Genomic DNA, 24,256 nt, shown 5'->3' on the forward strand with positions numbered 1-24,256 from the left:
TTGGCGCGGCCTGTTTCAGCCGTCGGACAGCACTCGCAGATGGGCGGCCACGCTGCGGCCCAGCGCGGACAGATCGTAGCCGCCCTCCAGCACCGAAACGACGCGGCCGTCGGCGTAGAGGTCGGCGATCTGCATCAGGTGGCGGGTCACCCACTCGTAGTCGGCCTCCACCAGCCCCAGCGAACCCATATCGTCTTCGCGATGAGCGTCGAAGCCGGCGGAAATGAAAAGAATCTGCGGCTGGAAGTCGTGCAATAGCGGCAGCCACACCGTTTCCACCGCCTCGCGGAACTCGCGGCCGCCGCTGCCGGCCTTGAGCGGCACATTGTGCATGTTCGGGCCCAGCGGCTCGTCGCCGCTATAGGGATAGAAGGGGTGCTGGAAGATGGACACCATCAGCACTCTGGGATCGTCGCGCAGGATTTCCTCGGTGCCGTTGCCGTGGTGGACGTCGAAATCTATCACCGCCACCCGTTCAAACTGATAATGGGCCAGCGCGTGGGTGACGCCGATCGCCAGATTGTTGAAGAAGCAGAAACCCATCGCCTTGCCGCTTTCGGCGTGATGGCCGGGCGGGCGGATCGCGCAGAAGGCGTTGGGCGCCTTGTCCTCCGCCACCAGTTCCACCGCCTTGACCACGGCGCCGGCGGCGCGCCGGGCGGCTTGCAGCGTGCCGGCGGACATCGCGGTGTCCGGGTCCACGCGAAAAGTGCCTATGCTGGGAGAGCAGGATTCCAGGTATTCGAGATAGTGGGGCGGATGCACGCGGGCCAGTTGCTGTTCGGTGACCTCCGGCGCTTCGATCTCTTGCAGCCCGTCCAGAATCTGCGAGGCCATCAATTGATCGCGGATGGCGATCAGGCGCTCGGGGCATTCCGGGTGGCCGACGCCCATATTGTGTTGCAGGCATTCGGGATGGGAGATGTAGGCGGTGAGGCCTGAACGCTGCAAGCGTTTTTTCAGCCAGGTCAACACGTGCGATTCCTTGTTGCGTACAATGAACGCAGGATATCCGATATCGATAAATAGTGCGCGTTAGCAGGTGCAAATGCAATCTCTCTCCATTGCGTATCGTCAACTGAATCAGCTGATCCTGGGCAAGCCGCAGGCGATCCGCCTGGCCTTGACCTGTCTGATCGCCCGGGGTCATTTATTGATCGAGGACGTGCCCGGCGTGGGCAAGACCACGTTGGCTCACGGTCTGGCCGGGGTCTTGGGCCTGGAATATCGCCGGGTGCAGTTCACCAGCGATCTGCTGCCTTCGGACATTCTCGGCGTCAATATCTATCAGCGCGATTCCGCCTCCTTCCACTTCCATCAAGGCCCGGTGTTTTCCCAGGTGCTGCTGGCCGATGAGATCAATCGCGCCTCGCCCAAGGTCCAGTCCGCCTTGCTGGAGGCAATGGAGGAGCGCCAGGTTTCGGTCGACGGCGCCACCTATCCCTTGCCCGAGCCCTTCTTCGTCATCGCCACCCAGAACCCGGCGGAGCAGGCCGGCACTTTTCCGTTGCCGGAGTCGCAGCAGGACCGCTTCTTGATGCGCATCTCCCTGGGCTACCCGCCGCGCGAGGCCGAACTGGCCTTGCTGCAAGGCGAAGACCGCCGTCAGCTGCTGGCCAAGCTGGTGCCGGCCCTGCGTCCCGGAGAGTTGATCGCGCTGCAGCGCCAGGCCGCGGAGCTGACCGTCAGTCCCGCCTTGGCCGGCTATGTGCTGGCCTTGGTCGAAGCCACGCGCCGCGACAGCCGCTTCGCCTCGGGGCTGAGCCCGCGCGCCGGTCTGGCGCTGGCGGCTGCGGCGCGCGCCTGGGCCTTGCTGGAAGGGCGCGATCACGTGTTGCCGGAGGACGTGAAAGCGGTTTTTCCCAGCGTGGCCGGCCATCGCCTGCTCGGCGGCAACGGCGGCGACGTCGCCAGCGGCCTGCTCGCTCATGTTCCCATTCCTTGATCCGCGTCGCCGTCTGCGGCAATGGATGTTGCGCCGCGCGATGCCGCAGCCGCATTGCCGGCTGGAGCAAAACCGTATCTATCTGCTGCCCACCCGTTTCGGCATGACGCTGGGCCTGGTGGCGCTGGCGGTATGGATAGGCGCCTTGAACTACGACGTCAGCCTTGCTTACGCGCTGTCGTTCTGGGTGGCCGGTTTATTGCTGGTGGCCGTGCTCTTGGCTTACCGGCAGCTGGCCGGCCTGCAGCTGCGCGCGCTGGACGCGGAGCCGGTCTTCGCCGGCGACGCCGCGCGTTTCCGCGTCTTGTTGAAGCATGAGGACGAGGGCGAGCGTCAACTGAGCCTGGCGCTGGAGGAGGGGATGGAAACCCGGATTGACCGTCTGCCCGGCGGAGCGGAGTTCGAGGTGGAGCTGAGCGTTTGCGGCAGCCGGCGCGGCTATATGGCCCTGCCGGCTTGCCTGGTCTGGAGCGAGGCGCCGTTCGGCCTGGTGCGCGCCAGCGCCTGGGTCAGGCTGAGGGCCCAGGTGCTGTTGTTTCCCGCGCCTTTGCAGGACGGCCAGCGCGGCCGCAGCCAGGGCGGCGGGGATCAGCCCTGCGAGCTGCCGGGCGAGGAGGAGGACTTCTCCCATCTGGACGCGTATCGAGTCGGGGATTCGCCGCGCCGCATCGCCTGGAAAGTGCTGGCGCGCCGCGGCGCGCTGGTCAGCAAGCAGTTCGCCGGGGAAGGGCGGGCCGGTTTGCTGGCCTTGGACTGGCAGGATTACGGCCGAGGCGGCGATGTGGAGCTCAAGCTGTCGCGCCTGGCCTGGCGCGTGGAGCAGTGCGAGCGCCAGCGCCAGCCCTATGTGCTGAAGCTGCCGGCGCGCAGCGTGGGGCCGCAGCCGCAGCAGCGTTTATTGGCGCTGACGGCTCTGGCCCTGTATCTGGAGCGCGGCGATGAGCGTTCCTGATCGCGCCAGAGTGTGGCCGGCGCTGGCCGCGGTGGCCTTGAGCGCCGCGCCGCTATGGCTGCATCTGCCGTTTTGGCTGGTCGCCTTGGCTTTCGCCTTATTGCTGGGCAAGGCGGCCTTGGTCTGGCGGCGAAGAGCGCCTCCGGCGTTCTGGTGGTTGTTGCCCCCCTTGCTGCTGGCCGCCTGGCTGTCCTGGCGCACGCTGGGCACCCTGGTGGGGCGCGAGGGCGGCGTCGGCATTTTGCTGTTGCTGCTGGGGTTCAAGGCGCAGGAGTGCGCTCAGTTGCGGGATTGGCGAGTGTTGATCGCCCTGGGGGTGTTTCTGGCCGCCATGCCCTTGCTGTTCGACCAGTCGCCGTTGGCCGCGGCCTGGCTGGCCGTGAGTTTGTTGGCGCTGACCGGCGCGATGGCGGCGCTGGAGGGCGCGCCATGGCGCGGCAGCTTGCGCTCCGCCGCGTCGGCCCTGGGCTTGGCGCTGCCCTTGATGCTGGTCTTGTTCGTGATCATGCCGCGGCTGTCCGGCCCCTTGTGGAGCATGCCCAGCGAACCGGGCAGGCAGGCGGTCAGCGGCCTGGGCGACAGCCTGGAGCCGGGCAGCGTCAGCCAGCTGATTCTGAGCCGGGAACCGGCGTTTTCCGCGGTGTTCCCGCAGCGGGCGCCGCCGCGGGAGCAGATGTACTGGCGGGTCTTGTTGCTGGACCGCTTCGACGGCAGCCGTTGGAGCGGCGACGGGGAGGCGAGCGGCGCGGGAGCGGAGGGCGTCAGCGGCGGGGAGACGGTGGAGTACGCGGTTACGCTGGAGCCGGACAAGGGGCGCTTGCCGGCGCTGGATGTGCCGCTGCCGGACGAGGCGTCGCGTTTGCGGTACGGCATGGTGTTGCGCGGGGACGCCAAGGATAGGAGGACTCAGCGTTTTTACGCCGTCAGCCGCTTAGGCGCGCGTTATCAGGCGGTTTTGTCCGAGTCCGAGCGCGCGTTTTACCTGCGCTTGCCGCCCGGCAATCCACGCGCGCGCGCTTGGGCGCGAGAGCTGGCGGCGCGGGGGGAGGGCGCTTTCGCGCAGGCCGCCTTGCAAGCGTTTCGAAGCCAGGGCTTTCGCTATACGCTGAATCCGCCCTTGCTGGACCGGCAAGACGAGGTCGATCAATTCCTGTTTTCCAGCCGGCAGGGCTTTTGCGAGCATTACGCGTCGGCACTGGCGTTTCTGGCGCGCGCCGCGGGCATGCCGGCGCGGATTGTCGTCGGTTATCAGGGCGGAGAATACAATCCGGTGGGGCGTTTCTGGCAGGTGAAGTCGTCCGACGCGCACGCCTGGGTGGAGGTTTGGCTGGCGGAAAGCCGGCAATGGCTGCGCGTCGATCCCACCAGCGCGGTGGCGCCGCTGCGCCTGGCGGATGGGGCGGAGCAGAGCGTGCCGGCCTTGAGGGAGCGCGGGATGGCGGGTTTGCCGCCGGCCTGGTTGCGCAATCTGCGCCAGAACTGGCAGGCCGCGGGTTTCGCCTGGCAGCAATGGGTGGTGGGCTACGACGCTGCGCGGCAGCGCAATGTGTTTCACCGCTTGGGCCTGGGCGAGAGCGTGAGCGCGAGCAGCGTGTTGCAGGCCCTGTTCGTCGGCGTCTTGCTGGCGGGTTTGCCGCTGGCCTGGTGGTGGCGGCGGGGGCGTGGACGCGAGGAGCCGATGGCGAGGGGCTGGCGGCTGTTATTGGCGCAATTGCGCCGGCGGCGGATAGAGGCCGGTCCTTGCGACGGGCCCTTGGAGCTGTTGCGTCGCGCCAAGCCCGACCTGGCGGCCGCGGAATACGCGCAGTTGAAAACCCTGGTGAGCGAATACGTGGCCTTGCGTTATCGTTCGCGCGCCGCGGACGCCGCCCGGCAGCGGGACTGGCTGCGTCGTAGCCGTCGTTTCCGTCTGGCGCGGAAATGACGAAGCCCCCGGGGAGCCGGGGGCTGCTGGCTGCGGTCGACGCTGGCGCGCGCTACAGCAGGAAGTCCTTGGAGATGCCCTTGCGGCGCAGGATGCGGCGCAGCTGTTCCAGGCCTTCGATCTGGATCTGGCGCACGCGTTCGCGGGTCAGGCTCAGCGCGGCGGCCAATTCCTCCAGCGTGCAGATCTCGTAGCCGTTCAGACCGTAACGGCGTTCGATCACCAGTTTCTGCTTCTCGTTCAACTGGCCCAGCCATTCATGGACGAAGTGCTCCAGCTGGCTGTTGTGCAACTGGATTTCCGGCTCGTCGTGCTGCTCGTCCGGGATGGACTCGCCGATAGACAACATCGGATCGATGTCCAGAGGCGCGTCCAGCGAGGCCATGCGCTCGTTGAGGTTCATCACCTTGCGCACATCGTCCACCGGCTTGCCCACCAGGTGGGCGATTTCGTCCAGCGTCGGCTCGCGGCCGATCTGGCTTTCCAGGTGGCGCGAAGCGCGCAGATAAACGTTGAGCTCCTTGATCACGTGCACCGGCAGGCGGATGGTGCGAGATTGGTTCATGATGGCGCGCTCTATGCTCTGGCGTATCCACCAGGTGGCATAGGTGGAGAAGCGGAAGCCGCGCTCGGGGTCGAACTTCTCCAGCGCGTGCATCAGACCGATATTGCCTTCCTCGATCAGATCCAACAGCGCCAGGCCGCGGTTGATGTAATGCTTGGCGATGTTCACCACCAGCCGCAGATTGTGTTCGATCATCTTCTGCCGCGCTTCGAACTCTCCGGCCACCACGCGGCGGGCCAGAGCCAGTTCTTCCTGCGGCGTCAACAGGGCGTTGTTGCCGATATCGTTGAGGTAGATTTGGGTGACGTCGGCAACTTCTTCGTATACCGGCTGCGCTTCGCCGACCTCCTCTGCCTCCACTTCGGCAACGGCTTCCTCATTGCTTTCCTCGTCGAGAATTTCTTGCTCTTCGAGAATGTCGAGTTCGCTACTCATGTTCTACCCCCGTCTCTTTCTGATCCTGGACGGGGGCCCCGGCCGCCCGTCAGGACTTATGGTCAAGGTACTGCATCGGATCCACCGGCTTGCCGAGGCGGCGGATTTCAAAGTGCAGTTTCACTTGGTCGGCGTCGGAATTGCCCATTTCGGCAATCTTCTGCCCTCGCTTGACAGACTGGCCCTCCTTTACGAGCAACTGGCTATTGTGGGCGTAGGCCGACAGGAAGGATTTATTGTGCTTGATGATGATCAGCTTGCCGTAGCCACGCAGGCCGGTGCCGCTGTACACCACTTTGCCGTCTCCCGCCGCCAACACCGGCTGGCCGCTGCGGCCGCTGATGTCTATGCCCTTGCTGCTATCGGAATATCCCCGGATCATCTTGCCTTCGGTCGGCCACAGCCACGGCACCGCGTCTTCGTCCGTTTTCGCCACGGGCTTGCTGGCCTCGGGCTTGCTGGACGGCGTTGCCGCCGGCGCTTCGGTCTTGGCCGGAGCGCTTGCCGTCGCCGGCGAGCCGGCGGCGCTGATCGGGGCTTGAGCGTTCTTGTTGTTGCCCGGTCCTCCCTCGCTCTGGGCGGACAGGGTTTTTGCTGCTTCTGCGCTGTATGGCAGTTTCAGGGCTTTGGGGTAGGCCTTGACACCGCCTGCTTGGACAGTTGCGCTTTCCACCGGCGCGCTGGGCTGAACCGGCGCGGCGCCGGCCGTTGGCTGACCGGCGTTGGCCGCCGGAGGGGCATCGCCGCCGGGCGGGGTCAAGCGCAGTACTTGTCCTACTTTGATGTTGTTGTCCGGCAGGTTGTTCCAGGCCGCGACGTCCTTGTATTTCAGGCCGTTGTTCAGAGAGATGCGGAACAGGTTTTCCCCCGGCTGAACCACATGGGTCTTTTCTTTTGTTGTTGCGCCCGCCGCCGAGGCGGAGCCTATCGGCGCGGCGGACACTCCTCCGTTATCCTGGTACGGCGTCGTCACCGCCGCACTGTTGCCGCCTGTCGCGACGGGCGCCGAAGGCGGCGCGCTGCGCGCGACGGCCGGCGTTGCGCTTTCCACGGGGGCCGGTTGCTGGGCGATGCTGCTGCATCCGCTCAGGGCGATGCCGATCGAAGCCGTGAATATATATGCATAGCTGCAATGCATTTTTAGCATACTTTTGTTTTTTATAGTCTGTTTAAGTGATTTGATAAATTGTCGGACAAAGAAACTGTTGTGTTTTTGCAGTTTTAACTGCGTCCGGCAAGCAAGGGTACGAATTTCACCGGGTCCAGCCGGCTTTTCTGCAGGCCTTGCGCGGTTTTCTCTATCAGCCACAAGTACTGTTCCTCTTCGCCTATCGGCATGATCATGCGGCCGCCGTCGTTGAGTTGTTCGACCAGGGCCTGGGGGATGTTGCGCGCGGCGGCGGTCATGATGATGCCGTCGAAGGGCGCGGCCTCGGCCAGGCCGAAATGGCCGTCGCCGTGGACCAGGCGGGCGTGCACCAGCTTGGCGGCGCGCAAATTGCGTCTGGCTTTGTCAAGAATGACGCCCAAGCGTTCAATGGAGTAGACCTCGGCGCCGGTCTTCAGCAGCACCGCGGTCTGATAGCCGCAGCCGGTGCCTATCTCCAATACTTTGCCCGGTTTCTTGCCATTCAACAGGATTTCCGTCATCCGCGCCACGGTGAAAGGCTGGGAGATGGTCTGGCCGTGACCTATGGGCAGCGACACGTCGTCGTAGGCGCGGGTGGCCAGCGCCTGGTCTACAAACAGGTGACGCGGCACGTCCGACATCGCGGTCAGCACGCGTTCGTCGGCCACGCCGTTCTGGCGCAGGCGCTCGACCATGCGGCGTCGGGTGCGGTCGGAAAGCATGCCGTAGGCCGGCTGGCCCGGCGTCAGCTGTGGTGTAGCCATGTTTTGATTCCGTCTAGTTGGCCATAGGCGGTTAAATCCAGCATCAGCGGCGTCACTGAAATATCGTTGTTGGCCAGCGCGCCGAAGTCCGTGCCCGCGCCGGCGTCCTGCACATTGCCGACCGGTCCTACCCAGTATATCGTCTCGCCGCGAGGATTCTGAGACTTGATCACCGGCTGCGCGCAGTGGCGGCGGCCCAGGCGGGTGACGGTCAATTGGCCCAGCGCTTCCGGAGCGATGTCGGGCACGTTGACGTTGAGCAGCACCGGCTCGCGGAAGGGGTTGCGCTTGCAGCGTTCCACCAGTTGATCGACGACCAGGCCGGCGCTGGCGAAGTGCTGGCCGCTATAGCCGGCCAGCGACACCGCGATGGAGGGAATGCCCAGCATGAAGCCTTCGGTGGCGGCGGCCACGGTGCCGGAGTACAGGGTGTCGTCGCCCATATTGGGGCCGTGGTTGATGCCGCTGAACACCATGTCCGGCTTGAAGTTCAGCATGCCGGTCACCGCGAGGTGCACGCAGTCGGTGGGGGTGCCGTTGACGTAGTGAAAGCCGTTGGCGGCCTTGCGCACGGTCAAGGGGCGATCCAGGGTCAGGGAGTTGCTGGCGCCGCTGCGGTCCCGCTCCGGCGCGACAACGACGACTTCGCCGTGGCGGGACAGGGTTTGCGCCAGCATGGCCAGTCCCGGAGCGAAATAACCGTCGTCGTTGCTGATGAGAAACTTCATGCTGTCTTTCTATTGTTCTTGCCGGCAAAGGTGGCCCGGCTGATTGTATCGCTCCAACGATGACGCGGAAAAGTCCGGCGTGGAAGACGGACAAACAAAACCCGCCGGTGGGCGGGTTGGGGAAAGCGGCTCAGGCGTAGTAACGCTGGCTGAATTCCAGCATGCGCTCGATCGGCAGCCGCGCCGCGTCCATCTGTTCCCGGCTGAGGTAGTCGATGCGCAAGCCCACGCCCTGCTGGGCGCGCTTGACCGCTTCTATGGTGTTCATCTTCATGTACGGACAGGAGTTGCATTGGCAGCCGGCGTAGATCGGCGCCTGACGCAGGTCCAGATCCGGACGGGCCAGTCCCATGTTGTAGAGGATGCCGTCTTCGGTGGCGACGAAGATCACCGCGTCCGGGCTGCCGGAGAATTGCTTGACCCAGTTGAGCATGCCGGAGGTGGAGCCGACGTAATCGGCCTTCTTCAGCACCGGCAGCGGGCTTTCCGGATGGGCGATCAGGTATTTCTCCGCGCCGGCGACCGCGAAGGCCTCGTCCAGCGCCGCTTCGTTGAATTTGTCGTGCACCTCGCACACCGCCGACCACAGCGGCATGTCGTAGCCGTACTGATAGTTGAGGTAGCCGCCCATATTGCGGTCCGGCGAGAAGATCACTTTTTTGCCTTCGGCGTACAGGTGGGCAATGATGTCGTCCACATTGCGGCTGGTGACGATCCAGTCGGACAGCGCTTTGTGCTCGGCGCTGGAGTTGATATAGGAAACGTGCACGTGGTCCGGGTGCTGCTTGCGCCATTTGGCCAGCGCGGCGACGTCGGTCTGTGTCACCAGCGAACAGGTGGAACCGGCGTCGGGCAGAATCACTTCCGCCTGGGGATTGAGGATTTTCGCGGTTTCCGCCATGAAGCGCACGCCGGCAAAAACGATGATGTCGGCATTGGCTTCCTTGGCGTACAAAGAAAGTTCCAGGCTGTCGCCAACCTTGTCGGCCATTTTCTGGATTTCAGGCTGGGTATAGTAATGGGCAAGCGTGACGACGCGTTTCGTCATGATGGATCGACTCCCGCCGCCATCCGGCCTTGTTGGAGCAAGGGGCGCGTGGCGACTTTGTGCGGTGCAGTAAAGAGCTATTGCTAAACAGCAAAGATTAACAATATTGTAGTGTCCGCGCCAGTCCATTCTTGTTAGGCCCTTGAGGCGAAGCGGGGCGCGATGGATTCGGCTTGCCGGAGGTCAAGATGACGTCAAGGTTCAGTCTGCATGATGATGGCTCGGCGGGCGGTGAGCATGACGACGAGCACGATTACAATCACCCGCATCGCCATCCCCACGGCGGGGTGACGGGCGCGGCGGCGCGCGCCGCCAGCATGCGCGCCTTGCGCTGGGTGGCGCTGCTGACGATAGGCTTCGCCTGCGTGGAGGCGGTGGGCGGCTGGGCGACGGGATCGCTGGCCTTGTTGTCGGACGCCGGCCATATGCTGACCGATTCCATTTCGCTGTTGCTGGCCTTGTGGGTGGCGCATATCGGCCGCCGCCCGGCGGACGAGTCGCATTCTTTCGGCCATGGCCGCGCGGAGGTGATAGGCGCGTTTCTGAACAGCCTGTTCATGTTCGGCGTCATCGTCTTCATCGCGGTGGAGGCGGTGCGGCGCTTGCTGGAGCCGCACGCGGTCAACGGTCTGGGGGTGATGGGCATCGCCGTGGCCGGCCTGCTGGTCAATGTGCTGGCCGTGTGGATTCTGAGCCGCGGCGCGCACAGCCTTAACAGCAAGGCGGCGCTGCTGCACGTGATGGGGGATTTGCTGGGCTCGCTGGCGGCGATCGCTTCCGGGGCCATCGTGTACTGGACCGGCTGGACGCCGGCGGACCCGATCTTGTCCATGCTGGTGGCCTGTCTGATTCTGTCGTCTACCTGGCGGCTGCTGCGCAAGTCGCTGGCGGTGTTGATGGAGGAGGTGCCGGCGGAGCTGGATTTCAACCGCATCGGCCGCGCCCTGGGCGGCATCGCCGGGGTGAGATCGGTGCACGATCTGCACGTTTGGACCATGGCCGCGGACCGCGTGGCCTTGTCCGCGCATTTGCAGGTGGCCGCGCCGCAGGATTGGCCGCGCATTCTGGCGGCTTGCCAGCGCATGCTGTCGCGCGAGTACGGCATTGATCATGTGACTTTGCAGCCGGAGTGGCCGTTGCCGCCGCCGGCGGGGAAAACCGTGCCGGTTACCATTATTTCCGAGGATAAGCATCAATGAGGCCGCATTACCTGACACCGTTGTTTTCGCCGCGCAGCGTCGCCGTGATCGGCGCCAGCGACACGCCGGGCTCGATCGGGCAGGCGGTGTTCGCCAATCTGCTGGCGGGCAACTTCCAGGGCAAGCTGTTTCCGGTCAACCTCAACCACAAGGTGGTGGCCGGGGTACCCGCGGTGGCCTCGGTGCGTCAGATCAGCGAGCCCGTGGATCTGGCGGTGGTGGTGACCGCCACCCGCACCCTGCCGGCGATCATGAAAGACTGCGGCAAGAAGGGCATCAAGGCGGTGCTGCTGGCCAAGGAGTTCGCCGACAGCGAGCAGCTGGAGCGGGAGATCATCAACGAGACGCTGTCCATCAGCCGCCATTTCGGCATCCGCATCCTGGGGCCGAACGTGCTGGGCCTGATGCGGCCGGTGGCCGGCTTCAACGCCAGCAACTACACCAGCAAGGTGAGGCCGGGCAATCTGGCGCTGGTGTCGCAGTCGTCGGCGCTGTGCACGGCGATGCTGGATTGGGCGGACAGCAAGGGCATCGGTTTTTCCAGCGTGATTTCCGTGGGCAACGCGCTGGACGTCGGCTTCGGCGAAATTCTGGATTACCTGGTGGCGGACAACTTCACCCAGGGCATTCTGTTGCATGTCCACCACATTCACGACGCGCGCCGCTTCATGTCGGCGCTGCGCGCCGCGGCGCGCACCAAGCCGGTGGTGGTGATCAAGTCCGGCCGCTATGAAGACGCGGTGACCGGGGTCACGCATTCCAGCAATCTGGTGGAGAGCGGCGATGTGTTCGACGCCGCGCTGGCGCGCGCCGGCGTGCTGCGGGTCGACACCATCGCCCAGCTGTTCACGGCGGCCAAGGTGCTGGCAGCCAACTACCGGGTGGGCGGCAAGCGGCTGGCCATCGTCACCAACGGCATCGGCCCCGGCGTGCTGGCCGCCGACAGCGCCTATTCCAACCGGGTGGAGCTGGCCAAGCTGTCTGATTCCACCGTGGAACTGCTCAACGGGGTCTTGCCGCGCAATTGGTCGCATGGCAACCCGCTGGACATCATAGGCGACGCCAGTCCCTCGCGTTTTCGCACCGCGGTGAAGGCCTGTCTGGACGACCCCAATGTGGATGGCGTGATGGTGGTGTTCACCCCGCAGGCCGGCACCGACCACCTGACCACGGCGCAGTTGATGATCGGCTTGCAGCGCGAATCCGCCAAGCCGCTGTTTCTGTCCTGGCTGGGCGACGCCAAGGTGTCGGAAAGCCGCGAACTGTTTTCCAAAGCCAAGTGCGCTCACTTCCGCGCGCCGGAGTACGGCATCGAAGTGTTCCGCAATCTGGCGGCTTATCAGCGCAACCAGCAGTTGCTGTTGCAGACGCCGGGGCCGCTGGAGGGCAAGCGCGCCGACCCGGACGTGGCCAAGGCGCGCAAGGTGATCGCCTCGGCGTTGAAGGACGGCCGCGACATTCTGTCCGAGCGCGAATCCAAGGAAGTGCTGGCCGCCTTCCAGATTCCGGTCAATCCCACCCGGCTGGCGCGCACCGCCAACGAGGCGGTCAAGCAGGCCGACAAGATCGGCTACCCGGTGGTGCTGAAGATCGATTCGCCGGACATCATTTATAAGTCGGACGTTGGCGGCGTGGAGCTGAACATCAGCAATGAGGCGACGCTGCGCGAAGCGTTCGACGCCATCATCGGCCGCACGCGCCAGGCGCGGCCGGAGGCGCGCATCGACGGGGTGTCGGTGCAGCCCATGCGCAAGCGCCGCTTCGCCCGCGAAGTGATGGTGGGCGTCACCCACGACGAAGCCTTCGGGCCGGTGATCACTTTCGGCGCCGGGGGCATCGCGGTGGAGGTGATGCACGACCGCGCGCTATCCCTGCCGCCGCTCAACGGCTATCTGGTGGCCAGCATGATCCGCCATACCCGCATCGGCCAATTGCTGGGCGCGTTCAAGAACCTGCCGGCGGTGGATCAGGACGAGCTGGAGGATGTGCTGCTGCATGTGTCGGAAATGGTGTGCGAGCTGCCCGAGCTGCGCGAGATGGACATCAATCCGTTGGTGGCCGACGAGCAGGGCGTGATCGCGCTGGACGCCCGCATCATCGTCAGGCCGCGGCGGCCGGACTTGAAGCGCTACGCCCATATGGCCATCATGCCTTATCCCAGCCATATGGTGGTGTGCGCCAAATTGAAGGACGGCACCAATGTGATGGTGCGGCCGGTGCGTCCGGAAGATGCGGATATGCAACAGGAGTTCGTGCGCAATCTGTCCGAGGAGAGCCGCTACAACCGCTACCTGTCCAGCATCAAGCAATTGTCGCAAAGCATGTTGGTGCGTTTCACCCAGCTGGATTACGACCGCGAGATGGCGCTGGCGATGACGCGAGAACAAAAAGACGGCGAGGAAATGCTGGCGGTGGCGCGTTTCATCACCGATCCGGACAATGAGGGCTGCGAGTTTGCGCTGGAGGTGGCCGACCACTGGCAAGGCAAGGGCATAGGCTATCTTCTGATGAGCGCCTTGTTCGACGCGGCGCGAGAGCAGGGCCTGAAAGTGATGCGCGGCGAGGTGTTGGCCGGCAATAAGGGCATGTTGAAACTGATGCACAAGCTGGGCTTTTCCGTGGAGCCGCACCCGGAAGACCGGGCCCTGACCATGGTGTCCAAGAGCTTGTAACGGCGGGCTTGACAGGCGTCTTGCATTAAGCGCTTGCAAGATAAGGGAAAACTGACCTAAAATCGTGGGCTTTTCTCATACCGTTTTTATTCAAGGACAATCGACAATGGTAGTGATTCGTCTGGCACGTGGCGGCGCCAAGAACCGTCCGTTCTACAACATCGTGGTGACCGATTCCCGTAACCGTCGTGACGGTCGCTTCATCGAGCGCGTTGGCTTCTACAACCCGGTTGCCAACGAGAAGCAAGAGCGCGTCCGTTTCACCATGGACCGCCTGAACCACTGGGTTGGCGTTGGCGCTCAAGTTTCCGACGCCGTTGCCAAGCTGCTGAAAGAGCAGAAGGCCGCTGCCTAAGCGTTCGTTGACACATCAACTGACGGACTAGGCGCATGCGCAACGAAGATCTCGTAGTGATGGGGTTTGTGCGTGGCGCCTTTGGTGTCAAGGGCTGGGTGAAAGTCCAGGCCGACACCGAATACGCTGACGGTCTGTTCGACTACCCGGTCTGGTGGCTGGGCAAGGAGAACGACTGGAAGCCGTACACATTTGAAAACGGCGCTCTCCAGCCCAAGGCGCTTGCCGCCAAGCTGGAAGGCGTGGAAGACCGCGACGCGGCCGAAGCCCTGCGCGGCATGCAAATCGCCGTGCCGCGCGAAGAGTTGCCGGCCGCCGAAGAAGGCGAATACTACTGGGCCGATCTGATCGGTCTGGAAGTCGTCAATCAGCAAGGCGAAGTGCTGGGCAAAGTCAGCGAATTGATGGAAACCGGCGCGCACGATGTGTTGGTGGTGCAAGGCGCGGACGGCCAGCGCATGATTCCCTTCGTGGATCAGTATGTGCTGGAAGTTCAGCTTGCCGCAGGCAAGATCCAGGTGGACTGGGGTCTGGACTACTGATGCAGATCGACGCGGTAACGCTGTTTCCGGAGATGTTCGATTCCATCGCCCGCTTTGGCGTTAGCCAGCGGGCGCTTGATTTGGGCATTTGGGGTTTTCAGGCTTGGAATCCTCGCGATTTCACGCATGACAACTACCGCCGGGTAGACGACCGGCCTTATGGCGGCGGCCCCGGCATGGTGATGCAGATCGAGCCCCTGGCGCAGTCCATCGCGGCGGCCAGGGCGAGGCAGGCGCAAGCCGGAGCCGAGCGCAGCCATGTGATTTATCTTTCGCCGCAAGGCCGTCCGCTGACGCATGCGAAGGCGGCGGAGCTGTCGCAAAGAGCGGGCCTGATCCTGCTGTGCGGCCGCTACGAGGGCGTGGACGAGAGGTTGATCCAGCGCGAGGTCGACGAGGAGATTTCCATCGGCGACTACGTGCTGTCCGGCGGCGAGCTGCCGGCCATGGTGCTGATGGACGCGGTGGTGCGTTTGCTGCCCGGCGTCCTGAACGACGCGCAGTCGGCTTACGAAGATTCATTTGTGGACGGGCTTCTTGATTGTCCGCACTATACCCGACCCGAAGACTATCAGGGCATGCGGGTGCCGGACGTGCTGTTGTCCGGTAATCATGCGCTGATCGCTAAATGGCGGCTGAAACAGGCTCTGGGCAGGACGATGCAACGTCGCCCGGATTTGCTGCAAGGCCGTATTTTGACAAAACAGGAATCTCGGCTGCTGGCGGAGTACCAGCAGGAACAAGATCTCCAGAAAAACCAGGAGTGAATCATGGATCTGATCCAGAAACTCGAGCAAGAAGAAATCGCCCGCCTGGGCAAAACCCTGCCGGAATTCGCCCCGGGCGACACCATCGTCGTTCAGGTGAAGGTTAAGGAAGGCAACCGCGAACGTCTGCAGGCTTACGAAGGCGTGGTTATCGCCAAGAAAAACGCTGGCCTGAACAGCGCTTTCACCGTGCGCAAGATGTCCGCCGGCGAAGGCGTAGAGCGTACTTTCCAAACCTACTCCCCGCTGGTGGCTTCCGTTGAAGTGAAGCGCCGTGGTGACGTGCGTCGCGCCAAGCTGTACTACCTGCGCGGCCGTACCGGCAAATCCGCACGCATCAAGGAAAAACTGCCGGCTCGCAAGCAAGGCTAAGCCTTGTCGAGTCAGGCTTAGGCTTGATGACAGTTCAAAGCGCAAGGCGATGCCTTGCGCTTTTTTATTATCCGGAGGCGGACACATGGAATACAGCGCGGTGATCGACGCGCCGTTCGGGCAGTTGGGCATGGTATGTCTCGACGGCGCGCTGGTGAATCTGGAATTCCTGGCCGAGCGGCAAGCCCTCAGGCCGCCGGAGCCGCGCAGTCTGGAGCAGGAGGTGGCGGAACAGCTGCGCGCTTATTTCGTCGATCCGCGCTTTGGCTTCAGCCTGCCTTATCGTTTGCGGGGCAGCGAGCACCAGCAGCGCGTCTGGCGCGAGATAGAACGGATTCCCTGCGGGCAGATGGCGCGCTATCAGGATATCGCCACGGCGCTGGGCTCGTCGGCGCGGGCGGTGGGCAATGCCTGCGGGCGCAATCCGGTGCCCATCATCGTGCCTTGCCACCGCGTGGTGGCCCGCAACAGCCTGGGCGGCTTCAATCGCTCCTTGGGCCGGGAAACCGTGGACATCAAGCAGTGGCTGCTGGCGCATGAGTTCGGTTGTTGAGCGGAGGGACGCGCGCAAGGCGCCGCTTTGCGTCTGTTGAGGCGCGAGTCGAGGTCATTGCGCGAGGCCCGGGCTCGCCTTTAAGGGGAGCAGGGGAATGTTTTGCCCGCGAGGCGGACAAAGACTGAGGATTATTCAGTATGGATGTTTCGCGCGGGCGGCGGCCTGACGCGCATATCGGCGGACGACGACAATAATGGATGCGAGCAGCGAAGCAGTAAAGGCGGCCGAGGAGGCCATCGACGCGTTTCTGGACCAGCTATGGTTGAGCGACGGCCTGTCCAAGAACACCCTGGCCGCGTATCGGCGCGATCTGGGCAAGCTGGCAGCGAGACTGGGAGACGAGGGCGTTAGCCTGACGGAGGCCGCTTCTGGGCACCTGGAGCAGGCGCTTTTGCTGGGCGTGGACCGAGAGAAGCCGGCGACCCGGGCGCGGATGGTGTCGGCGATGAAGCGCTTTTATCAATATCTGGCGCAGGCGGGTTTGCGCGACGACGACCCATGCGCGCGCTTGCGCGCGCCCAAACAGGGGCCGCGCTTGCCCAAATCCCTGTCCGAGCGGCATGTGGAAGCTTTGCTGGAAGCGCCGGACGTGGGCACGCCGCTGGGCCTGCGCGACCGCGCGATGCTGGAGCTGCTTTACGCCAGCGGCTTGCGCGTGTCGGAGCTGGTGGGCTTGACTCTGCAACAAGTGAATTTGCTGGACGGCCTGGTCAAGACCATGGGCAAGGGCAATAAGGAGAGACTGGTGCCCTTGGGCGAGCTGGCCCAGGAGTGGCTGCAGCGTTATCTGGCCGAGGCGAGGCCGGTTTTGCTGGCGGGCGCGGTCTGCGACACGGTGTTCGTGACCCAGCGCAAGGCGGGCATGACGCGACAGATGGCCTGGCATCTGATCTCGCAGTACGCCAAGCGCCAGGGCTTGCCGGCGGTGAGCCCGCACGTGTTGCGTCATGCCTTCGCCACTCATCTGGTCAACCACGGCGCGGATTTGCGCGTGGTGCAGCTGCTGCTGGGGCATTCTGACATTTCCACCACGCAGATCTATACCCATGTGGCGCGCGAGCGCTTGAAACAGCTGCACGCCAAACATCATCCTCGCGGTTGAGATGAAAAGAAAAACGCCCGCGTCAGCGGGCGTTGCGTATTGCCGTATCAAGATCAGGCCGGTTCGGGCGCTAAGGCCTGGTGGTCGAACTGCAGCTCCACCTTGTCGTCCACCACGGTGACGGTGACTTCGCCGCCGGTGACCAGACGGCCGAACAGCAACTCGTCGGCCAGCGCCTTGCGCAGCGTGTCCTGGATTAGACGCGCCATCGGGCGGGCGCCCATCAGCGGGTCGAAGCCGTTCTTCGCCAGGTAGCGCCGCAGCTCGTCGGTGAAGTGGATGTCCACCCGCTTCTCCGCCAACTGCTGCTCCAGCTGCATCAGGAACTTGTCCACCACTTGCAGGATGATCTGCTCGTCCAGCATCTTGAACGGGATGATGGCGTCCAGGCGGTTGCGGAATTCCGGACTGAACTGTTTCTTGATGTCGCCCATCTCGTCGCCGGCCGCCTTGGTCTGGGTGAAGCCCAGCGTCGGCTTGGACAGGGACTCCGCGCCCGCGTTGGTGGTCATGATGATCACCACGTTGCGGAAGTCCGCCTTGCGGCCGTTGTTGTCGGTCAGGGTGCCGTGGTCCATCACCTGCAACAGCACGTTGTAGATGTCCGGATGCGCTTTTTCGATCTCATCTAGCAAGACCACCGCGTACGGATGCTTGTTGACCGCCTCGGTCAGCTGGCCGCCCTGTTCGAAGCCGACATAGCCCGGAGGCGCGCCGATCAGCCGAGACACCGCATGGCGCTCCATGTACTCGGACATGTCGAAGCGGATCAGCTCCACGCCCAGGATATAGGCCAGCTGCCGCGCCACTTCGGTCTTGCCGACACCGGTGGGACCGGAGAACAGGAAGGAACCGATCGGCTTTTGCGGATTGCCCAGGCCGGAACGCGTCATCTTGATGGCGCTGGCCAGCCCTTCGATGGCTTTTTCCTGACCGAAGACCACGTTTTTCAGATCGCGCTCCAGGTTCTTCAGCACGTTCTTGTCGTCGGACGACACGGTCTTGGGCGGAATGCGCGCGATCTTGGCGACGATGTCCTCGATCTCGGTCTTGTTGATGACCTTCTTCTGCTTGGACTTGGGCAGAATCTTCTGCGCGGCGCCGGCCTCGTCGATCACGTCGATGGCCTTGTCCGGCAGATGGCGGTCGTTGATGAAGCGCGCCGACAGCTCCGCCGCGGTGGACAGCGCGGACTGGGTGTACTTGACGCCGTGGTGGGCCTCGAAGCGGGATTTCAGCCCCTTGAGGATTTCCACGGTCTGCTCCACCGTCGGCTCGTTGACGTCGATCTTCTGGAAACGACGCGACAGCGCGTTGTCCTTCTCGAAGATGCTGCGGTATTCGTTGTAGGTGGTCGCCCCGATACAGCGCAGGCTGCCGTTGGACAAGGCCGGCTTCAGCAGGTTGGACGCGTCCAGCGTGCCGCCCGAGGCCGCCCCGGCGCCGATCAGCGTGTGAATCTCGTCGATGAACAGAATGGCGTTGCTGTCCTCGGTCAATTGCTTGATCACCGCCTTCAGCCGCTGTTCGAAATCGCCGCGGTATTTGGTGCCGGCCAGCAGCGCCCCCATGTCCAGCGCGTAGACGGTGGACTTGCCCAGAATCTCCGGCACTTCGCCGTTGACGATGCGGCGCGCCAGGCCTTCGGCGATGGCTGTCTTGCCCACGCCGGCCTCGCCCACCAGCAAGGGGTTGTTCTTGCGGCGACGGCACAGAATCTGCACGGTGCGCTCCAGCTCGGACTCGCGGCCGATCAGCGGATCTATCCTGCCGTCGCGCGCCTGCTGGTTGAGGTTCAGCGTGTAGTTTTCCAGCGCGCCGCCCGGACCGGTGGCCTGCTCCTCGCTCTCCGCTTCGCCGCTGCTGTCGCGCGGCTCCTGCGGCTGCTGCTGCGAGCGCTGCTTGGTGATTCCGTGAGAAATGAAATTCACCACGTCCAGCCGCGAAATGCCTTGCTGGTGCAGATAGTACACCGCGTGGGAGTCCTTCTCGCCGAAGATGGCCACCAGGATGTTAGCCCCGGTCACCTCTTTTTTGCCGGAAGACTGCACGTGCAGGATCGCGCGCTGTATCACGCGCTGGAAGCCGAGAGTGGGTTGAGTTTCCACCTCCGCCTCCCCGGGCACGGTGGGGGTGTGCTCATCGATGAAATCGCCCAGCTGTTTTTTCAGCTGGTCGATGTTGGCTCCACATGCGCGCAGTACTTCGGCGGCCGACGGGTTGTCGGTCATCGCGAGTAACAGATGCTCCACGCTGATGAACTCGTGGCGCTTGCGCCTTGCGTCCATGAACGCCATGTGCAGGCTTACTTCAAGCTCCTGGGCAATCATCAGTTTTCCTCCATAACGCACTGGAGCGGATGCTGGTGCGCTTTCGCATATTGCAACACCTGCTCGACCTTTGTTGCAGCCACGTCTTTGGTATAAACGCCACACACGCCGTGACCTTGCGTGTGGACTTGCAGCATGATGTGAGTGGCCTTTTCGCGGTTCATGTAGAAGAACTGCTGGAGGACCTGGATCACAAAATCCATCGGGGTAAAATCATCGTTCAATAACAAGACCTTATACATCGGGGGTGGGTTTTCCCTAACCCGGGACGCCTCTTGTATGGCATCGTCCTTGAACTGCGTAGACATGTCGGCTTTCGTGGAATCTGCGTCTTACTTCAATTTGGGTTCCCCGAGAGTTTTTTTCAAGGGGACTGGCACTTTTCCTCTACGACTTGACGATGAGCGGCGGGTTGCGTAGAAATGCAGCTGGTGCTTGGCTTAACTGTTTGGCATTTTTTTGCGCTAGGCAAGCCAGACAACTCTTATTAAGCTCTAAGTTGGTCGGCTTCACCAGCCTTTTTTTGCAAGGAAGTAAGAATGGCATTAGGTACCGTTAAGTGGTTCAATGACGCTAAAGGCTTTGGCTTCATTACTCCGGATGAAGGCGGCGAGGATTTGTTCGCTCACTTCTCGGCCATCAACATGCAAGGCTTCAAAACCCTGAAAGAAGGGCAACGTGTAAGCTTTGAAGTGGTGTCCGGTCCGAAGGGCAAGCAAGCGTCCAATATTCAGAACGCGTAACACCGGTTTTACTGTCTGTTTGTCGCAAGGCAAACAGCCCAGCTGATTGATGAAAAGCCCGCCATCCGGCGGGCTTTTGTTGTTGTCAGGCCGCTTGTTTGAGCGTCCGCGGCGCGGCGGGGCCAAACTGGCGCGCCAGCGCGATGAAGGTGAGCGCGCCCGCGGCGGCCAGCAGCAGCCAGGGCAGGCCGGCTTGATGCCGGCTTTGGGCAAAGTCGTAGAGCCAGCCGCCGGCGAGAAAGCCGCCGCCGCCGCCCAGGGCCAGGCCCAGCCGGCTGGCGCCCATATAGCTGGCTCTGGCTTCCGGACGGGCCAGGCTGGCCACCAGGGTTTCCCGCGCCGGTTCGGTGATGAGGGTGCCGAGAAAGAAGGCGGCCAGGATGAGGAAGGCGGTCAGCGGCTGCCGCGCCACGGCCATGCAGGCGAGGCTGAGGCTCATCAACGCGATGCCGGCCAGTACCCGGGTTTCCAGGCGGAAATGGCGTTCGCCCAGCCGCGCCAAAGGATAGAGCAGGCTCAGCGACAAGGCGGTTTCCAGGCCGTACATCCAGCCCACGGCCTGGGCGGTGCCGGTCAATTGCTTGATGGCGATGGGCAGCAACAGCATGATCTGCACGCTGAGCAGGTAATAACCGCTGAGCGTGAGCACCAGCTTCAGGAAACGATGATCGTTCAGCACGATGCGGATGGAGGCCAGCGCGGGTGCCCGCCGGGCGGCGACGCGGTAGTTCGGCAGCAGGCAGGCGTTTGCCGCCGCCGCCGCCAAAAATGCGACGGCGCCGCCCAGGCATACCCAGCGGAAGTCGAATTGCAGCAGCCAGGAGCCGAACAAGGCGCCGCCCACCGCGCCGGCGCTGTCCTGCATCATCAGCAGCGAATAGAAGCGGTTGCGTTCGCGCGGCCGCGTCAATTTGGCCACCAGCGCGGAGCGCGGCGGATCGAACAGCGTGCCGCCCAGGCCGGAGAGCAGGCAGGACAGCCAGAGCTGCCACGGCGCGTTCGCCAGCGCCATGGCGGCAAAGCCGGCGGCTCGCAGCAGCATGCCGGCCACGATCAGCGGTTTGGCGCCGAAACGGTCGGCCAGGGAGCCGCCGAACAAGCCCAGTCCTTGCTGGGTGAACTGGCGCAAACCCAACCCAAAGCCCACCGCGGCCGCGGTCCAGCCCAGTTGATCGACGAAATGCAGGCTGATCAGCGGAAAGACCATGAAGAAACCAAATACCACGATCAAGTTGTCCAGCAGGATGAAGCCTTTGCCCAAGGTCCGGGCCCGCTTTAGCAGCGCCATGAAATCTCCTTATTTTCATGTCATTCTATGAAGGCTCCTGATATTCTGAAACTGACTAATCCGTAATAGTTAATATTGGATTTTCTTATGTCTATCGCGCTCTCCGATTTGCGCCTATTGCTGGATATCGCCGAGCTGGGCAGCTTCAGCCAGGCCGCCGCCAAGCGCGGCTGGTCGCAGCCCCAGGTCAGTCAGCGGGTGCAATTGCTGGAGCAGGAGCTGGGGACTTGCCTGTTTCATCGCCACCGTCGTGGCGCGGAACCCACAGCGGCCTGCCTGGCCTTTTTGCCATCGGCGCAGCAGGCGGTGTCGGCCTTGGAGCAGGGGAGGGAGATCCTGCAGGGCACGCCGGCCTTGCCCTGCCTGCGGCTGTCTTGCCTGCCGTCGCTGACTTCGGCGGTTTTCGGCCCTTTATTGCTGGACCTGGCCGAGGCGCCGCTGGAAATCCGCTGCGACACCGATCACTCGCCGCTGATCATGCAGAACCTGTTGTCCGGCCTGGTGCAGGTCGGCTTTGTGTTGCGGTGTCCGGCGATGGCGGGCATTCAGATGGAAACGCTGTGGCGCTCTCCCATCGTGGCGGTGGCGGCGGCCGGGCATCCCTTGGCGGAGCGGGAGCAGCCGCTGAGTCTGGAGGAGGTGGCGGCCTACCGGATCGCGCCCCAATACTGGGGCGTGGAGTGCGATGAGTTGATACGCCGGCTGCGGCTGGCGCGCACCGTGGCCCAGCCCATCCATGCGATCCAGCCGGCGTCGGCGGCCAGGGAGTTGGCCTTGCGTCACGGTTTTCTGTGTTTCATGCCGGAGCTGTCGATTCAGTCCGATCTGGCCGACGGGGTTTTGCGACGGCTGAGCATTGCCGACCTGCCGGCCTGGCAGTGGGAGGTCACCATGGCCTGGCGCGCCGGCAAGCGCAGGGATGCGGGGAAGGAGCTGGTGCTGGACGCCGCCCGGGCTTTGGCCGGGCGGTGGGCCTCAATGGCGTCCGGCTAGCGATTCGGCGGCGCTTTGCGCCAGTTGGCTGTATTGCTGACCGAATTCGGCCACCATCTGGCGCAATCTGGCGGTGTCGCGGGCGATGATGGTCTTGAGCAGGTTTTCCAGGAAGAGTTGGGTCTGGTCCATCTGGCTCTTGCCGGCGCGCAGAATGGCGAACAGGCAGCGCTGAGTCAGCGGCAGTAAGTCCTTCAGCGTGTGTTCCAGATAGCGGTTGCCGGCGTAGCGGTACAGGGTGTCGAGAAAATCGACGCCGTGGTCGTAAAAGCCGTGCAAATCGTCTTTGCGGTTGCATTCGGCCAACTGGGTGGTGACTTCGAAGAAGTGGGCCAGGTCGTCGTTTTGCCAGGAAGTGGCGAGGTTACAGACCGCTTGATCCAGCAGCAGGAACCACAGTTCGAAGAAATGGCGCACATCTTGGCCGGTGATGCTGGACACCACCGCGCCGCGACGCGGGAAAATCTCCACCAGATGGCGGCGTTGCAAAATCAATAAAGCTTCGCGTACGGACCCGCGGCTGACTTCCAGTTCCGACGCAATGCGCAATTCCTGGATGCGCTCTCCGGCTTGCATCGTGCCTTGTATGATTTGTTTGCCCAGGTATTGGGCAATTTGTTCGGTCAGTGAGTCGTTCGCTTTGAACGTCATCTTGCTCTCCGGAATAGAATATTATTATTTTCCTATGTTTGATATGCGCCGGCAATCAAACTGCAACGTTTGTCTGGCAGTAGTTTGTCCGACAGATTGTTGTTATCAAAACATTATCAGCGGTTTTGGCGTCGACTGTTGTCAACTTGCCGCACTAGACAAGCGTTGCGAAGGTTTTACTTGCGCATTCATCATATCAATCATACGATTAAAACGCTTGTTTGAAATGGCTGACACGAGAGGGGCTATCAAAATAGGCGAGAGGCGACGGAGAGGCATTTCCGCCGTCTTGCGGACCCGGCCGGCGGCCGGCCCGAGCGGGAACAGTAGCCTCGCAGGCGACGAGCGGCGCAAGCCGAACGCCGCCGTAAGCGGGCCGTCCCGTGAGGGCGTCGAAGCCGGCGCGGCGTTTGCGAACTTTAGCGGGTTGTGTCCGGTGTGGAACCGGGAGTGTGATTCAGGCCTTCGCCCATGGCGAAGGCCTTTTTTCTTGCCGCTTATTCGGGACGACGGCAGGCCATCAGATAATTGACGGCGGTGTCGTCGCCCAGCGCGTAGATGCGCGTCAGCGGGTTGTAACTCATGCCGCGGACGACATCCAGCTCCAGACCGGCGTTGCGGGCCATGCGCGACAATTCCGAAGGCTTGAGGAAGCGCGCGTATTCATGGGTGCCGCGCGGCAGCATGTTCAGCACGTATTCGGCGCCGATCACCGCCAGCAGATAGGACTTGGCGTTGCGGTTGAGCGTGGAGAAAAACACCCAGCCGCCGGGTTTGACCAGGCTGGCGCAGCTGCGCACCACGCTTTGCGGGTCCGGCACGTGTTCCAGCATTTCCATGCAGGTGACCACGTCGAAGCTGGCCGGCGCTTCCTCCGCCAGTTCTTCCACCGCCACGCAGCGGTAATCCACCGCCACGCCGGACTCCAGGCTGTGCAGCTGAGCCACTTTCAGCGATTTCTTGGCCAGGTCGATGCCGGTGACGCCGGCGCCGCGCGCGGCCATGCTTTCCGCCAGGATGCCGCCGCCGCAGCCCACGTCCAGCACTTGCTTGCCGGCGATGGCCGCGCGCGCGTCGATGAAGTCCAGGCGCAGCGGATTGATTTCATGCAGCGGCTTGAACTCGCCGCTCATGTCCCACCACTTGTGCGCCAGCTGGCTGAATTTGTCGATTTCGGTTTCGTCTACATTAATCAT

Annotated in this window: 24 protein-coding genes; 13 read left to right on the forward strand and 11 right to left on the reverse strand. The window is 63.2% G+C overall.

Annotation, left to right across the window (positions count from 1 at the left end; genetic code table 11):
• Positions 1–15: 15 nt before the first annotated feature.
• Entirely contained in the window at positions 16–975 is a 960-nt protein-coding gene (locus QUG03_RS08570) for a histone deacetylase family protein (protein WP_107798142.1), read from the reverse strand.
• Positions 976–1,048: 73 nt separating this feature from the next.
• Between QUG03_RS08570 and QUG03_RS08575 the strand changes: the two genes are divergently transcribed.
• Genes QUG03_RS08575 through QUG03_RS08585 form a run of 3 tightly spaced genes read left to right on the forward strand, consistent with a single transcriptional unit; the run spans position 1,049 to position 4,821 of the window.
• Positions 1,049–1,945, forward strand: coding sequence for an AAA family ATPase (locus QUG03_RS08575; RefSeq protein ID WP_500819844.1), 897 nt, complete (start codon positions 1,049–1,051; stop codon positions 1,943–1,945).
• Complete coding sequence (locus tag QUG03_RS08580) at positions 1,929–2,897, forward strand: DUF58 domain-containing protein (RefSeq protein ID WP_500819845.1); 969 nt, start codon at positions 1,929–1,931, stop codon at positions 2,895–2,897. Before QUG03_RS08575 ends, QUG03_RS08580 begins: the two co-directional genes overlap by 17 nt.
• The gene (locus tag QUG03_RS08585; RefSeq protein WP_500819846.1) at positions 2,884–4,821 is read left to right on the forward strand and encodes a transglutaminase TgpA family protein; all 1,938 of its coding nucleotides are present in this window, start codon (positions 2,884–2,886) and stop codon (positions 4,819–4,821) included. The genes QUG03_RS08580 and QUG03_RS08585 overlap by 14 nt, the downstream gene beginning before the upstream one ends.
• Positions 4,822–4,873: 52 nt before the next feature.
• Here the strand turns inward: QUG03_RS08585 and rpoS are convergent, their stop codons facing one another.
• From rpoS to nadA, 5 genes are all read right to left on the reverse strand, one after another.
• Entirely contained in the window at positions 4,874–5,821 is a 948-nt protein-coding gene (gene rpoS, locus QUG03_RS08590; protein WP_019102885.1) for an RNA polymerase sigma factor RpoS, read from the reverse strand.
• 49 nt (positions 5,822–5,870) lie between these two features.
• Positions 5,871–7,130: a peptidoglycan DD-metalloendopeptidase family protein gene (locus QUG03_RS08595; RefSeq protein ID WP_227106917.1), complete on the reverse strand. Its 1,260-nt coding sequence runs from the start codon at positions 7,128–7,130 to the stop codon at positions 5,871–5,873.
• Entirely contained in the window at positions 7,043–7,714 is a 672-nt protein-coding gene (locus tag QUG03_RS08600) for a protein-L-isoaspartate(D-aspartate) O-methyltransferase (RefSeq protein WP_019102883.1), read from the reverse strand. The genes QUG03_RS08595 and QUG03_RS08600 overlap by 88 nt, the downstream gene beginning before the upstream one ends.
• Entirely contained in the window at positions 7,696–8,442 is a 747-nt protein-coding gene (gene surE / locus QUG03_RS08605; RefSeq protein WP_500819847.1) for a 5'/3'-nucleotidase SurE, read from the reverse strand. Before surE ends, QUG03_RS08600 begins: the two co-directional genes overlap by 19 nt.
• 130 nt (positions 8,443–8,572) lie before the next feature.
• Positions 8,573–9,490 (reverse strand): quinolinate synthase NadA, encoded by a 918-nt coding sequence (gene nadA, locus QUG03_RS08610; RefSeq protein WP_107798147.1) that lies wholly within the window; start codon positions 9,488–9,490, stop codon positions 8,573–8,575.
• A gap of 188 nt (positions 9,491–9,678) precedes the next feature.
• Here nadA and QUG03_RS08615 point away from each other — a divergent pair, with 188 nt between their 5' ends.
• From QUG03_RS08615 to xerD, 8 genes are all read left to right on the forward strand, one after another.
• The gene (locus tag QUG03_RS08615) at positions 9,679–10,689 is read left to right on the forward strand and encodes a cation diffusion facilitator family transporter (RefSeq protein WP_227106919.1); all 1,011 of its coding nucleotides are present in this window, start codon (positions 9,679–9,681) and stop codon (positions 10,687–10,689) included.
• Positions 10,686–13,361 carry a bifunctional acetate--CoA ligase family protein/GNAT family N-acetyltransferase gene (locus tag QUG03_RS08620; RefSeq protein WP_500819848.1) on the forward strand — a complete coding sequence of 892 codons (2,676 nt, stop codon included), beginning with the start codon at positions 10,686–10,688 and terminating at the stop codon, positions 13,359–13,361. Before QUG03_RS08615 ends, QUG03_RS08620 begins: the two co-directional genes overlap by 4 nt.
• A gap of 106 nt (positions 13,362–13,467) precedes the next feature.
• Positions 13,468–13,716 (forward strand): 30S ribosomal protein S16, encoded by a 249-nt coding sequence (gene rpsP / locus QUG03_RS08625; RefSeq protein ID WP_019102878.1) that lies wholly within the window; start codon positions 13,468–13,470, stop codon positions 13,714–13,716.
• Between the two features lie 35 nt (positions 13,717–13,751).
• Positions 13,752–14,258: a ribosome maturation factor RimM gene (gene rimM, locus QUG03_RS08630; protein WP_253313803.1), complete on the forward strand. Its 507-nt coding sequence runs from the start codon at positions 13,752–13,754 to the stop codon at positions 14,256–14,258.
• On the forward strand, positions 14,258–15,025 hold the full coding sequence (gene trmD, locus QUG03_RS08635; RefSeq protein WP_048415670.1) for a tRNA (guanosine(37)-N1)-methyltransferase TrmD: 768 nt from the start codon (positions 14,258–14,260) through the stop codon (positions 15,023–15,025). Before rimM ends, trmD begins: the two co-directional genes overlap by 1 nt.
• A gap of 3 nt (positions 15,026–15,028) precedes the next feature.
• Complete coding sequence (rplS, locus tag QUG03_RS08640) at positions 15,029–15,397, forward strand: 50S ribosomal protein L19 (RefSeq protein WP_019102875.1); 369 nt, start codon at positions 15,029–15,031, stop codon at positions 15,395–15,397.
• A gap of 85 nt (positions 15,398–15,482) precedes the next feature.
• Positions 15,483–15,950, forward strand: coding sequence for a methylated-DNA--[protein]-cysteine S-methyltransferase (locus QUG03_RS08645; RefSeq protein WP_107798150.1), 468 nt, complete (start codon positions 15,483–15,485; stop codon positions 15,948–15,950).
• 196 nt (positions 15,951–16,146) lie between these two features.
• Entirely contained in the window at positions 16,147–17,055 is a 909-nt protein-coding gene (xerD, locus tag QUG03_RS08650; RefSeq protein WP_486636544.1) for a site-specific tyrosine recombinase XerD, read from the forward strand.
• Positions 17,056–17,108: 53 nt separating this feature from the next.
• Here xerD and clpA read toward each other — a convergent pair whose 3' ends face one another.
• Positions 17,109–19,385, reverse strand: a complete 2,277-nt coding sequence (gene clpA, locus QUG03_RS08655) for an ATP-dependent Clp protease ATP-binding subunit ClpA (protein ID WP_227106924.1) — start codon at positions 19,383–19,385, stop codon at positions 17,109–17,111.
• Positions 19,385–19,693: an ATP-dependent Clp protease adapter ClpS gene (gene clpS / locus QUG03_RS08660; RefSeq protein ID WP_019101854.1), complete on the reverse strand. Its 309-nt coding sequence runs from the start codon at positions 19,691–19,693 to the stop codon at positions 19,385–19,387. The genes clpA and clpS overlap by 1 nt, the downstream gene beginning before the upstream one ends.
• Positions 19,694–19,924: 231 nt before the next feature.
• On the opposite strand from clpS, the gene QUG03_RS08665 reads away from it, so the two are divergent.
• A complete protein-coding gene (locus QUG03_RS08665; RefSeq protein ID WP_019101271.1) occupies positions 19,925–20,128 on the forward strand; it encodes a cold-shock protein in 204 nt (67 codons plus the stop codon).
• 85 nt (positions 20,129–20,213) lie between these two features.
• Here QUG03_RS08665 and mdtH read toward each other — a convergent pair whose 3' ends face one another.
• Positions 20,214–21,416 carry a multidrug efflux MFS transporter MdtH gene (gene mdtH, locus QUG03_RS08670; RefSeq protein ID WP_500819849.1) on the reverse strand — a complete coding sequence of 401 codons (1,203 nt, stop codon included), beginning with the start codon at positions 21,414–21,416 and terminating at the stop codon, positions 20,214–20,216.
• An 87-nt stretch (positions 21,417–21,503) separates the two neighbouring features.
• Between mdtH and QUG03_RS08675 the strand changes: the two genes are divergently transcribed.
• Positions 21,504–22,409, forward strand: coding sequence for a LysR family transcriptional regulator (locus QUG03_RS08675; protein WP_500819850.1), 906 nt, complete (start codon positions 21,504–21,506; stop codon positions 22,407–22,409).
• On the opposite strand, the gene QUG03_RS08680 is transcribed toward QUG03_RS08675, so the two are convergent.
• Both QUG03_RS08680 and ubiG read right to left on the reverse strand, forming a co-directional pair.
• A complete protein-coding gene (locus QUG03_RS08680; RefSeq protein ID WP_107798155.1) occupies positions 22,392–23,060 on the reverse strand; it encodes a GntR family transcriptional regulator in 669 nt (222 codons plus the stop codon). The two genes, QUG03_RS08675 and QUG03_RS08680, sit on opposite strands and share 18 nt — an antisense overlap.
• A 497-nt stretch (positions 23,061–23,557) precedes the next feature.
• Positions 23,558–24,256, reverse strand: coding sequence for a bifunctional 2-polyprenyl-6-hydroxyphenol methylase/3-demethylubiquinol 3-O-methyltransferase UbiG (gene ubiG, locus QUG03_RS08685; RefSeq protein ID WP_107798156.1), 699 nt, complete (start codon positions 24,254–24,256; stop codon positions 23,558–23,560).

Source organism: Chromobacterium sp. CCUG 30098 (assembly GCF_059916605.1).